9 protein-coding genes are annotated in these 12822 nt (G+C 71.6%); 3 read left to right on the forward strand and 6 right to left on the reverse strand.

Going from position 1 to position 12822, the window contains the following annotated elements:
- The first annotated feature begins 73 nt into the window (after window positions 1–73).
- On the forward strand, window positions 74–2419 hold the full coding sequence (locus AB0I38_RS31910; protein WP_358488091.1) for a transketolase-like TK C-terminal-containing protein: 2346 nt from the start codon (window positions 74–76) through the stop codon (window positions 2417–2419).
- Window positions 2420–2544: 125 nt separating this feature from the next.
- Here the strand turns inward: AB0I38_RS31910 and AB0I38_RS31915 are convergent, their stop codons facing one another.
- The 6 genes from AB0I38_RS31915 to AB0I38_RS31940 form a co-directional block, all read right to left on the reverse strand.
- Window positions 2545–4584 carry a bifunctional aldolase/short-chain dehydrogenase gene (locus AB0I38_RS31915; protein ID WP_358488094.1) on the reverse strand — a complete coding sequence of 680 codons (2040 nt, stop codon included), beginning with the start codon at window positions 4582–4584 and terminating at the stop codon, window positions 2545–2547.
- Complete coding sequence (gene rhaI / locus AB0I38_RS31920; RefSeq protein WP_358488098.1) at window positions 4584–5789, reverse strand: L-rhamnose isomerase; 1206 nt, start codon at window positions 5787–5789, stop codon at window positions 4584–4586. Before rhaI ends, AB0I38_RS31915 begins: the two co-directional genes overlap by 1 nt.
- A gap of 16 nt (window positions 5790–5805) precedes the next feature.
- A complete protein-coding gene (gene rhaS / locus AB0I38_RS31925; RefSeq protein ID WP_358488102.1) occupies window positions 5806–6876 on the reverse strand; it encodes a rhamnose ABC transporter substrate-binding protein in 1071 nt (356 codons plus the stop codon).
- Complete coding sequence (locus tag AB0I38_RS31930) at window positions 6873–7829, reverse strand: ABC transporter permease (RefSeq protein WP_358488106.1); 957 nt, start codon at window positions 7827–7829, stop codon at window positions 6873–6875. The genes rhaS and AB0I38_RS31930 overlap by 4 nt, the downstream gene beginning before the upstream one ends.
- Window positions 7822–8853, reverse strand: a complete 1032-nt coding sequence (locus AB0I38_RS31935) for an ABC transporter permease (RefSeq protein ID WP_358488112.1) — start codon at window positions 8851–8853, stop codon at window positions 7822–7824. Before AB0I38_RS31935 ends, AB0I38_RS31930 begins: the two co-directional genes overlap by 8 nt.
- A 67-nt stretch (window positions 8854–8920) precedes the next feature.
- Window positions 8921–10417, reverse strand: a complete 1497-nt coding sequence (locus tag AB0I38_RS31940; RefSeq protein ID WP_358488115.1) for a sugar ABC transporter ATP-binding protein — start codon at window positions 10415–10417, stop codon at window positions 8921–8923.
- A gap of 122 nt (window positions 10418–10539) precedes the next feature.
- Here AB0I38_RS31940 and AB0I38_RS31945 point away from each other — a divergent pair, with 122 nt between their 5' ends.
- Both AB0I38_RS31945 and AB0I38_RS31950 read left to right on the forward strand, forming a co-directional pair.
- Complete coding sequence (locus AB0I38_RS31945) at window positions 10540–11892, forward strand: rhamnulokinase (RefSeq protein WP_358488121.1); 1353 nt, start codon at window positions 10540–10542, stop codon at window positions 11890–11892.
- The coding region (locus AB0I38_RS31950) for a LacI family DNA-binding transcriptional regulator (RefSeq protein ID WP_358488126.1) at window positions 11889–12822 on the forward strand (934 nt) is incomplete at its 3' end. The genes AB0I38_RS31945 and AB0I38_RS31950, both read left to right, overlap by 4 nt.

The following is a 12822-nucleotide window of genomic DNA, read 5'->3' on the forward strand; positions in this document are numbered from 1 at the left end:
CCCTGGCGCGCCGAGGCTGAGATCGGCCAGAGACAACCACCAACCCCCGGCTCGTCGAGCCACAGGAGAGAACGTGTCGGCCATTCCTGAATTCAGCGCCTCGTCCATGGACGAGAACCCGGCCCCGGACGAAGCGGTCCTCGACCAGGTGGCCCAGAAGGTGTTGTGGCTCGCGACCTCCATGGTCCACCACGCGAACCGGGTCAGGGCGAATCCGAGCGGCATCAAGGTCGGCGGCCACCAGGCGTCGTCGGCGTCCATGGTGAGCCTGATGACCGCGCTGTGGTTCGACGGTCTCACGGCGGAGGACCGGGTCTCGGTGAAGCCCCACGCGTCCCCCGTCCTGCACGCGATCAACTACCTGCTGGGACGACTCGACAGCAGCTATCTGCCACGACTGCGTGAGTACGGCGGCCTCCAGCCGTACCCGTCCAGGACGAAGGACCCGGACCACCCTGACTACTCCACCGGTAGCGTCGGCATCGGAGCCACCGCACCCGTCTGGGGCGCGATCGCGAGGCGCTTCCTCGCGGCCCGCCTCGGCGCCGAGGCCGGGGGCCGCCAGATCTCGCTTCTCGGCGACGCCGAGTTGGACGAGGGCGCGATCTGGGAGTGTGTGGCCGACCCCATGGTCTCCCATCTCGGGGAGGTCCTCTGGGTGGTGGACCTCAACCGCCAGTCACTCGACCGGGTCGTGCCGGACATCGCCATCGGAAGGTGGTCCGGCATGTTCGCCGCCGCCGGCTGGGACGTGGTTCAGGTGAAGTACGGCCGTCAGCTGCACCGCATGTTCGCCCGGGCCGGCGGAGAGGCCCTGCGCCGCCGGATCGACGAGATGAGCAACGAAGAGTACCAGTGGCTCCTGCGGTCGCCGGTCTCGGAACTGCGCGAACGGCTCATCGGCGGCGGCCTCCACGGCCCCGCCCTGCGACGAGTGCTGCGCGACAGCGATGACGCCGAGATCGCGGCGCTGATCCGTGACCTCGGCGGGCACGACATGGTGGAACTGTCGCGGGCCTTCGCCACGGCGGACCCCACCCGCCCCACGGTCGTGTTCGCTTACACGATCAAGGGCTGGAACCTGCCGATCGAGGGCCACCCGGGAAACCACTCGGCCTTGCTGTCGGACGGCCAGTACGCGCAGCTCGCCGAACGGACCGGCGCCGATCCGGAGCACCCGTGGCGCCCCTTCGAGGCGGGCTCCCCCGCTGACCGGCTCTGCGCCCAGGTCGCCGCCCGCCTGCGGCGCGAGGAATCCCCTCGCAACGAGCCGCCCGCGGTGCCCGCAGAGCTCGGCCGGCGCTACCGAGGACGTCAGTCGACGCAGGCGACCCTGGGACGCGTGCTCGGCGACCTCGCCCGAGACGCGCCGGACGTCGCGGCCCGGGTGGTGACCGTCTCCCCCGACGTCGCGAGCTCCACCAACGCCGGCGGCTGGATCAACCGCGTCGGCGTGTGGTCGCCCCGTGAACGCCATGACTGGTTCGCGGAGGACGGCGACCGCCTCATCCGGTGGCGTGAGTCGCCGCGGAGTCAGCACATCGAGCTGGGGATCGCCGAGGTCAATCTGATGGGCCTGCTCGGCGAACTCGGCGCCACCTGGATGACCGTGGGCGAGCCGCTCCTCCCGATCGGCACGATCTACGACCCGTTCGTGGGGCGCGCGTTGGAGCCGTGGTCGTTCGGCACGTACGCCGGCGGGCGGTCCATCCTGGTCGGCACCCCATCGGGGGTCACGCTCGCTTCGGAGGGCGGCGCGCACCAGAGCGTCGTCACCCCGACGCTCGGCCTGCAACAGCCTGGCGTCACCACGTACGAGCCGGCCTTCGCCGTAGAGGCCGAATGGTGCCTCCTGCACGCGCTGTCTCGTCTCGGCCGGGCCGATGGCGAGTCGGCCTACCTGCGTCTCACCACGCGGCCGATCGAGCAGGAACTGGCCGCCGTTCCGGCCGACGCGGCGGGCCGGGAGCGGCGGCGGCGAGCCGTGCTGAGCGGTGGATACCGTCTCCGGTCCGTGCCGGGGGTACCCGATGTCACCCTCGCCGCCGCCGGTGCGCTGGTGCCGGAGGCGATCGAGGCGGCCGAGCGGTTGGATCAGGCCGGTGTCGCCTGTGACGTGGTCGTCGTCACCTCCTACGACCTTTTGTGGCGGGCCATGACGGCGGGCCGATCCGGCGACGGGACGTCGATCCTGGACGAGATCTTTCCGGCCTCCCGCCGTTCGCCGTTGGTGACCGTGCTGGACGGGCATCCGCACACGCTCGCCTTCCTCGGCACGTTCACCGGGAGCGCGGTGTCCTGCCTCGGTGTTTCGGGCTTCGGGCAGGGCGGCTCACTGGAGGACGTGTACCGCAGCCACCAGATCGACACGTCGTCCATTGCGGAGGCCGCGCTGAGACTTCTCCGTCAACCTGGCTGAGGGATGCCAAGTGGGTCGCGTACCAGACGGCGGTGGAACGTCGACCGGCCGAGAGTCCGTGCTGCGACCCACGGGCGGGGCAGGACGACGAATCTCTCAGACCGCGGACGGGGACCGGGCGCCGACTACCGCAGGAAGGCGGCGGCCACCCCCGCGTCGACCGGGATGTGCAGGCCGGTGGTCAGTGACAGGTCGCCGGCCGTGAGCGCGAAGACGGCGGCGGCCACGTGTTCCGGCAGCACCTCCCGCTTGAGCAGGGTGCGCTGGGCGTAGAACTCGCCGAGCCGCTCCTCCTCCACCCCGTAGACGGCCGCCCGGTTGGCGCCCCAGCCGGAGGCGAAGATGCCGGAGCCGCGGACCACGCCGTCGGGGTTGACGCCGTTGACCCGGATGCCGTGGCCGCCCAGTTCGGCGGCGAGCAGCCGTACCTGGTGGGCCTGGTCGGCCTTGGCCGCGCCGTAGGCGACGTTGTTCGGCCCGGCGAACACGGCGTTCTTGGAGGAGATGTACACGAGGTCACCCCCCATGCCCTGATTTATCAGGACGCGCGCCGTCTCCCGGGAGACGAGGAACGAGCCGCGGGCCATCACGTCGTGCTGCAGGTCCCAGTCGGCGGCCGTGGTGTCCAGCAGGGACCGTGACAGCGACAGCCCGGCGTTGTTCACGACCAGGTCGAGGCCGCCGAACGCGCGGACCGCCTGCCGTACGGCGTCGAGGATCTGTTCCTCGGAGGTGACGTCCACCTCGACGGCGACGGCGACGTCCTCCTGGCGGAGCGCGCCCGTGCCCAGCTCGGCGGCGACCTTGGCGGCGGACGCGTGGTCGCGGTCGGCGACCACCACGCAGGCGCCCTCGGCGGCGAGCCGGCGGGCGGTGGCGGCGCCGATGCCGGAGCCACCGCCGGTGACCAGGGCGACCCGCCCGGCCAGCGGCTTGGGCGCGGGCAGGCGGCGCAGCTTGGCCTCCTCCAGCTCCCAGTACTCGATGCGGAACTTCTCCGCCTCGTCGATCGGCCGGTAGCGGGACAGCGCCTCGGCGCCGCGCATCACGTTGATCGCGTTGACGTAGAACTCCCCGGCGACCCGGGCGGTCTGCTTGTCCTTGCCGAAGCTGAACATGCCGACCCCGGGCACCAGCACGATCGCCGGGTCGGCGCCGCGCATCGGGGGCGAGCCCGGTCCGGCGTGGCGCCGGTAGTAGGCGGTGTAGTCGTCGCGGTAGCGGGCGTGCAGCTCGCGAAGCCGTTCGAGGACGTCGGCGGGCGGCGCGTCCGGCGGGAGGTCGAGCACCAGCGGGGCGACCTTGGTGCGCAGGAAGTGGTCGGGGCAGGAGGTGCCGAGCGCGGCCAGCCGGGGGTGCTCGGCGCGGGCCAGGAAGTCGAGCACCCCGGCCGTGTCGGTGTAGTGGCCGACCTGGCGGGCGTCGGTGCTCGCCAGCCCGCGGATCGCCGGGAACAACTCGGCCGCCCTGCGGTGACGCTCCCGCTCCGGCAGCGGCTCGTGGATCACCGGGCCGAACGGGTCGGGGCGGCCGTGTTCGGCGATGTGCTGCTCGGCGGTGCGGATGATGTCGAGGGAGTTGGCCTGGCACTCCTCGCTGGTCGCGCCCCACGCGGTGATGCCGTGGCCGCCGAGGACGCAGCCGATGGCCCGCGGGCTGGCCGCCTTGACGGCCGCGATGTCGAGCCCGAGCTGGAAGCCGGGCCGCCGCCACGGCACCCACACCACCCGGTCGCCGAAGATCCGCGCCGTCAGCTCGGGCCCGTCGGCGGCGGTCGCGAGGGCGATGCCCGAGTCGGGGTGCAGGTGGTCGACGTGCGGGGCGTCGACCAGGCCGTGCATGGCGGTGTCGATCGACGGCGCGGCGCCGCCTCTGCCGTGCAGGCAGTAGTCGAACGCCGCGACCATCTCGTCCTCGCGCTCCTGTCCCGGGTAGACGGCGGTGAGCGCGCGGAGCCGGTCGAGCCGCAGCACGGCCAGGCCCGCCTCGGTGAGCGTGCCGAGGTCGCCGCCGGAGCCCTTGACCCACATCACCTCCGCCTCGCCGCCCGTCGCCGGGTCGGTCACGCTGCCCTTGGCCGAGGTGTTGCCGCCCGCGTAGTTGGTGTTGCGCGGGTCCGCGCCCAGCGCGTGCGACCTTTCCAGCAGTTCGCGTACGGCCCGCATCAGGCTCCCCACCCTGCCTGGGCGCCCCCGACACGTTCGGCGGCGATCTTCTCGAAGTAGCCGGACCGGGCGTAGGCGGCCATCGGGTCCGGCGCCAGCCCCATCTCCTCGCGCAGTTCGGCGAGCAGCGGCCGGACGTCGGTGTTGTAGGCGTCCATCAACACGGCGTTGGCGCCGAGCACGTCACCCGCGCGCTGCGCGGCGGCCAGCGCGTCACGGTCGACGAGCAGCGCCTTGGCGGTGGCCTCCTGGACGTTCATCACCGAGCGGATCTGGCCGGGGATCTTGGGCTCGATGTTGTGGCACTGGTCGAGCATGAACGCCACCCTGCGGGGGACTTCGCCCCCCGCATGCCCCCCGGAAAGCTCGGCGCTTCGCTCCTTCTCCCCGTCGTCCAGGGCTCCGCCCCGGACGACCTCGAACATGATGCGGAACAGCTGGAACGGGTCGGCCGCGCCCACCATCAGGTCGTCGTCAGCGTAGAAGCGCGAGTTGAAGTCGAACCCGCCGAGCTTCCCCTCGCGCAGCAGGAACGCCACGATGAACTCGATGTTGACGCCCGGCGCGTGGTGGCCGGTGTCGACCACCACCTGCGCCTTGGGGCCGAGCTTGACGCAGTGGGCGTAGGCGGTGCCCCAGTCGGGCACGTCGGTGGTGTAGAAGGCGGGCTCGAACAGTTTGTACTCCAGCAGGAACCGCTGCCCCTCCCCCAGCCGCTCGTAGACGGCGGCGAGCGCCTCGGCGAGCCGGTCCTGGCGGGCCCTGATGTCGTCCTGGCCCGGGTAGTTGGTGCCGTCGGAGAACCACAGTTTGAGGGTGTCCGACCCGGTCAGGTCCATGATGTCCACGCAGTCGAGCAGGTGGCCGAGCGCCTTGCGGCGGACCGCCGGGTCGGGATGGGTGACGCTGCCGAGCTTGTAGTCGTCGTCCTGGAACACGTTGGAGTTGATCGCCCCGATGCCCACGCCCAGCCCGGCGGCGTGCCGGGCCAGGTGCGCGTAGTCGTCGACGCGGTCCCACGGGATGTGCAGCGCGACGGTCGGCGCGACGCCGGTGTGCAGGTGCACCCGCGCGGCGTCGGCCAGCTTCTCGTACGGGTCGCGCGGCACTCCTGGCTGGGCGAACACCTTGAACCTGGTGCCGGAGTTGCCGTACGCCCAGGAGGGGGTCTCGATGCGCTGCCCGCGCAGCCGTTCCTTGATCATTGTTAAAAGATCATTCCTAGAAGTCGAACTGGTCGATGTTGGCGGCCTCGAAGGTGAACGGCGGGCCGAGGATGACCTCGCCGTTCTTGCCGATCGTGCGCTCGCCGAGCTTGCCCGCCTTGAACGTCTCGCCCTCGGCACCGCTGATCTGCCCCGACGCCAGCGCCGCCGCCGCGTAGGAGGCCAGGTAGCCGAGGTCCTTGGGGTTCCACAGGGCGAACTTCTGGACCGTCTCGTCCTTGACGAACTGCCGCATCTGGTTGGGCGTGCCCAGGCCGGTCAGGACGACCTTGCCCTTGTACTTGGAGCCGGAGATGTAGCGGGCCGCGGCCGAGACGCCGACCGTGGTGGGCGAGATGATCCCCTTCAGGTCGGGGTAGGCCTGGAGCAGGCCCTGGGTCTCGGTGAACGACTTCTGGTCGTCGTCGTCGCCGTACGCCACCTTGACCAGCTTCATGTCCTTGTATTCGGGCTTGCCCAGCTCGTCCTTCATGAAGTCGATCCAGGTGTTCTGGTTCGTGGCGTTGGCCGTGGCCGACAGAATCGCGATCTCGCCCTTGTTTCCGATCATTTCGGCGAGCAGCTTGAGCTGGCTGCGGCCGACCTCCTCGGAGCTGGCCTGGTTGATGAACAGGTCACGGCACTCCGGCGCGGCGTCGGAGTCGTACGACACGATCTTGATGCCCTTGGTGCGGGCCTGCTGGAGCGGGCCGCAGACGGCGTTGGGGTCGTTGGCCGAGATGAGGATGGCGTCGTGGCCCTGCTGGGTGAGCGTGTTGATGTAGGAGATCTGCGAGGACGCCGACGCGTCGGACGGGCCGACCTCCTTGGCCTCGCCCTGGAACTCCTTGGCCGCCTCGGCCCCCGCGGTCGCGACGATCGTCATGTACGGGTTGTTGATCTGCTTGGGCAGGAACGCCAGCTTGAGTCCCTGCTTGAGCGGCGCGTCGGGGTTCGCGGTGGCGGCGGCGGAGGACGCCGGCGCCTGCGCGGGCGCCGAGGTCACGCTCGACTTGGTGGTGCCACCGCATCCCGCGATGCCCAGGGTGAGCAGCGCGGCGACGGCGGTGAGGCGCATCGGGGTCATGGGGTTCCTTTCAGGGCCGGCCTGACGAGGGAGACGAGACGGGGGGTGAGGACCGACACGATGAGCAGCAGGCCGGTGACGATCGACTGGATCTCGGTCGAGACGTCGCCGAGCATGAGCAGGTTGCGCAGCAGCCCGATGAGCAGCACTCCGGCGATGACGCCGCCGAGCGTGCCCTTGCCGCCGTCGAAGTCGACGCCGCCGAGGAGTACGGCGGCGATGACGGCGAGCTCGATGCCCATGCCGTTGTCGGCACGGGCGGAGCCGTATCTGAGGGTGAAGATGACTCCGGCGAACGCGGCGACGGTCCCGGAGACGACGAACAGCAGCAGCTTGATCCGCTTGACCCGGATTCCGGCGAAGAACGCGGCCTGCTCCTGCGCGCCGATCGCGTACAGGGAGCGGCCGAAGCCGGTGGCGTGCAGGACGACGCCGACGACGACGGCGAGCAGCACGAACAGCGCGATCGGGTACGGGATCGGCGTCCCGGGCACGTCGCCCACGGCCAGCGCGGTGTAGTCCGGCGGGAACTGGGCCACGGCCCTGTCGCCGAGCACCACGTACGCCAGGCCGCGGTAGAGGGCGAGCGTGCCGATCGTGACGGCCAGCGACGGCAGCCCGAGCCTGGTCACCAGCAGGCCGTTGACCAGGCCGCACCCGGCGCCGACCAGCACGACGATCGGGATGATCGTCTCGATGGCCATACCGCCGTCCCACAGCGCGCCGACCAGCGCGCTGGACAGGCCGAGCACCGAGGCGACCGAGAGGTCCACCTCGGCGGCCACCACCAGCATGGTCATGGCCAGCGCGATGAGCGCGATCTCGCCCAGGTCGCCGAGCGCGAACGACAGGTTGTCGACGCTCGCGAAACCGGGCGAGGTGAACGAGCCGCCGGCGAACACGACGATCAGCAGGGACGCGACGAGCACGTCCCAGCGCAGCACTCTAGCCATGGCGGCTCCTGTTCCTGAGCAGGCGGGCGAGCCTGAGGGCGAGCACCCTGTCGACGCTGATCGCGATCAGGAGCAGCGCCCCGGTGATGGCCTGCTGCCAGAACGGGTTGACCCGGAGCACGACCAGCGCGCTGCCGATCGTGGTGAGCAGCAGCGCGCCGAGCGCCGCCCCGTACACGCTGCCGACGCCGCCGGTGATCGCGACGCCGCCGACGACGACGGCGCTGATCACGAGCAGTTCCCAGCCGTTCGCCGAGTCGCCGACGACGGTGCCGAACCTGGCCAGCCAGAGCACGCCCGCCAGCCCGGCCAGGCAGCCGCTGACCAGGTAGGCGGCCAGGACGCGGCGCCGCACGGGCACGCCCGCGAGCCGGGCCGCCTCCGGGCTGGAGCCGATCGCGTAGAACTCCCGGCCGCTCGGGTAGGAGCGCAGGTAGTAGCCGATCGCCAGCATGAACACGAGCGTGATGAGCGGCAGGTACGGCACGCCGAACACGGCGCCGTTGCCCAGGGCGAGCAGCTCCGGCGGCAGGTCGACCGCGTTGATCTGCCGGCCGTGGGCGAGGTAGTGGCCGACGCCCTGGATCACGTAGAGCGTGCCGAGGGTGACGACCAGGGCGGGCACCCGGCAGAAGCTGACCAGCAGGCCGTTCAGCAGGCCGCAGACCGCGCCGACCGCCACCCCGAACACGACCCCCGGCACCAGGCCCCAGCCGCTCGCCAGCACGTCGCCGGTGACGAACGCGACCAGCCCCACCACCGAGCCGACGGACAGGTCGAGGTTGCGGGTGATGACCACGATCGACTGCCCGACGGCCAGCAGCGCCAGGATGGCCGTGTTGAGCAGGATGTCCTCGATGCCCTGGCCGGACAGGAAGTTGGGGTTGGCGGCGGTGGTGCCGCCGACGAGCGCGACCAGGGCGATCACCAGGCTCAGCTCGCGAGCCCGGAAGACCAGGTCGACCAGGCCGCGGGCGCTGCGCGGAGCGGCGGCCCGCTCGGGCGGCGCGGTCGCGGTCGTCATGCGGACCTCCCCTTCGCGGCCCTCCTGGTGGCGGCCCTCCCGGTGGCGGCCCTCCTGGTGGCGGTCGTCATGCGGCCCTCCCGGTGGCGGCGTTCATCACGCTCTCCTCGGTCGCCTCGGCGCGCGGGATCTCGGCGGCCAGCCGTCCCTCGTGCATGACCAGCACCCGGTCGGCCATGCCGAGCACCTCCGGCAGGTCGGAGGAGATCATCAGCACCGCGATGCCCTGCCCGGCCAGCTCCGACAGCAGGCGGTGCACCTCGGCCTTGGTGCCCACGTCGATGCCGCGGGTCGGCTCGTCCACGATGAGCACGGACGGCTCGGTGGCCAGCCACTTGGCCAGCACGACCTTCTGCTGGTTGCCGCCGGACAGCACGCCCACCCCGTCGCCGAGCCGGGCGAACTTGAGCCGTAACCGCACCGCCCAGTCGGCGGCCCGGTCGCGCTCGGCCTTGCGGGAGATGGTCAGCCCCCGGCGCAGGGAGCGCAGCCCGGTCAGCCCGATGTTGCGCTCGATCGACAGCTCCATGACCAGGCCCTGCTGGCGGCGGTCCTCGGGCACCAGGGCCAGACCGGCGTCCATGGCCGCCGTGGGACTGCCGGCGGGCAGATGGCGGCCGTCCACCGTGACGGAACCGGCGTCCCACCGGTCGACGCCGAAGACGGCCCGCGCCACCTCGCTCCGGCCGGCGCCGACGAGCCCGGCCAGGGCAACGATCTCGCCGCGCCGTACCTCGAAGGAGACGTCGGTGAAGACGCCCTCGCGGGTCAGCCGTTCGACGCTGAGGGCGACGTCGCCGACGGCTGCGTCCTGTTTGGGGTAGAGCGCACCGAGCTCGCGGCCCACCATGCGGCGGACCAGGTCGTCGTGCGTGAGCCCGGCGACGGGCTCGCCGGCGATCCAGGCGCCGTCCCGCAGGGTCGTGACCCGCTGGCAGAGCGAGAAGATCTCGTCGAGCCGGTGCGAGATGAACAGGATCGCGCACCCGTGCTCGCGCAACGCCTCCACCACCGAGAACAGCCGGGCGACCTCGTTGCCGGACAGAGCGGCGGTCGGCTCGTCCATGATCAGGACCCGGGCGTCGCGGGAGAGCGCCTTGGCGATCTCGACCAGCTGCTGGTCGGCGATGGACAGGCCGCGCGAGGGCTGCTCGGGGTCGAGCGTCACCCCGAGCCGCCCGAACAGGGCACGGGCCTGGGCGTGCATGGACCTGCGGTCGATCCGGCCGAGCGCGCGGCGGGGCTGGCGGCCCATGAAGATGTTCTCGGCCACGGACAGGTCGGGGAAGAGCGTCGGCTCCTGGTAGATGACGGCCACACCGGCCTGCTGGGCGTCGGCGGGACCGGCGAAGACGACAGGCTCGCCGTCGAGCAGCACCTGGCCGCTGTCCGGCCGGTGGACGCCGGCGAGCGTCTTGACGAGCGTGGACTTGCCCGCGCCGTTCTCTCCCGCGAGGGCGTGCGCCTCACCGGCGAACAGCTCCAGCGAGACGTCGCGAAGCGCCTTGACGGCCCCGAACGACTTGCTGACGTTCGAGAGCGCGAGGGTGGGGGGAACGCTCACGCATCCTCCGGATGACAAACGTTTTAACCGGCTGACCCCGGAATGTAGGCGCTGCACCAGCGAGCGTCAATGGCCTCACCGGACCCATGGCAGAACTGTGATTGATACGTTTTAATCAAAGGATGCGTTTCACCTCGGTGGATCTGGGCGCCTCCAGCGGGCGCGTGATGACGGCCGACCTCGTCGGCGGGAAGGTCGAGCTGGCCGAGGCGCACCGCTTCGTCAACCGGCCCGTGCGGGTGTCGGGGACCCTGCACTGGGACATCCTGTCGCTCTACGGCGGCGTCCTCGACGGCCTGCGCCGGGCCGGCCCCGCCGAGTCGATCGGGATCGACGCGTGGGGCGTCGACTACGGCCTGCTCGACGGCGACGGGCGGCTGATCGGCAACCCGGTGCACTACCGCGACGACCGCACCGCCGCCGTCACGGAGCGGGTGGACCCGTACGAGGTGACGGGATTGCAGTTCCTGCCCTTCAACACGGTCAACCAACTGCTCCGCGACCGGCTGGACCGGGCCGCGACGATGCTGCTGATCCCCGACCTGCTCGCCTACTGGCTGACGGGCGAGCTCGCCGCCGAGCGCACCAACGCCTCCACCACCGGTCTGTACGACGTGACGCGCCGCGACTGGGCCTGGGACCTCATCTCCCAGCTCAAGCTCCCCCGCCAGATATTTCCCCAGATCTCCGATACGTCGGTCGCCCCGCTCCGCGAGGACGTCGCCGCCGAGCTCGGCCACGCCACCCCGGTCACCCGGGTCGCCTCCCACGACACCGCCTCCGCCGTGGTCGCCGTGCCCGCCACGACCCCCGCCTTCGCCTACATCTCCTGCGGCACCTGGTCACTCGTCGGCGTGGAGCTGCCCGCCCCCGTGCTCACCGAGGAGAGCCGCCTGGCCAACTTCACCAACGAGGCCGGCGTCGACGGCACCACCCGCTACCTGCGCAACGTCATGGGCCTGTGGATCCTGCAGGAGTGCCTGCGCGCCTGGGGCGATCCCGGCCTGGACCTCGGCGAGTTGCTGGCCGAGGCCGAGCGGGCCGGGACCGACGCGGTCATCGACCCCGACGACCCGTCGTTCCTGCCGCCCGGCGACATGCCGGGCCGCATCGCCGCCTACTGCGCCCGCACCGGCCAGCGCTCGCCGGACGGCCGCGCCCAGGTCGTACGATGCATCCTGCGGAGCCTGGCCCTCGCCTACCAGCGGGCCGTCACCGACGCCGTGCGCCTCAGCGGCCGCCCTGTCGAGGTCGTGCACCTGGTGGGCGGCGGCTCGCGCAACGCGCTGCTGTGCCGGCTCACGGCCGACGCGACCGGCCTGCCGGTGGTCGCCGGCCCGGTCGAGGCGGCCGCGCTGGGCAACGCGCTGGTCCAGGCACGGGCACGTGGCCTGGTCGGCGATCTGGCCGAGATGCGGGATCTGGTACGACGAAGCGCGGGCGTGCGCGTCTACGAGCCACGGGGGCACCGATGAGAACAGTGAGCATCAAGGAAGTCGCGGCCAGGGCGGGAGTGTCGCCCGGCACGGTGTCCAACGTGCTCAACCGTCCCGAGAAGGTGGCCGGCGAGACCCGCGAGCGCGTCGAGGCGGTGATCAGGGACCTCGGCTTCGTCAGGCACGGCTCGGCCTCCACGTTGCGGGCCGGGCACAGCCGCACGATCGGCCTGTCCGTGATCGACATCGGCAACCCGTTCTTCACCGACGTCGCCGCCGGAGTCGAGGACCTGGCCAGCGAACGCGGCTACGCGGTCATCCTCGGCAACTCCTCGGGCAGCCGGCTGAAGGAGGAGCGCAACCTGCTCGTCTTCGCCGAGCAGCGGGTGCGCGGGGTGCTGATCACCCCGTCCGACGAGGACCCGAGCCGGCTGGACCGGCTGCGCGAGCGCGGCATCTGCGTGGTGCTCGTCGACCATCCCGCCGACCGGTCCGGGCAGTGCGCGGTCGCGGTCAACGACGTGACCGGCGGCGCCCTGGCCGTCGGCCACCTGCTGGGCGGCGGGGCTGCTCGGCTCGGCTACGTCACCGGCCCCGCCTCCATCCGGCAGTGCCAGGACCGGCGGCGGGGCGCGCACCAGGCCATGACGGCGGCCGGTCACGACCCGCGCGAGCTGCGCGAGATCTCGATGCCCACGATGACGGCGAAGGCCGGGCAGGAAGCGGCCGAGAAGCTGCTCTCCGAGGGGACACTGCCCGACGCGCTCTTCTGCGCCAACGACCTGCTGGCTCTGGGCGTGCTGCGCGGCCTGCTGCACGCGGGCGTGCGGGTGCCCGACGACGTGTCCCTGATCGGCTATGACGACATCGACTTCGCCTCCGCCTCGGCCGTGTCGCTCAGCTCGATCCGGCAGCCGACCTACCAGCTCGGCCGGGTGGCCACCGAACTACTGCTGGACGAGTGCGACA

It is taken from the genome of Nonomuraea cavernae, from assembly GCF_040655715.1.
Classification (GTDB): domain Bacteria; phylum Actinomycetota; class Actinomycetes; order Streptosporangiales; family Streptosporangiaceae; genus Nonomuraea; species Nonomuraea cavernae_A.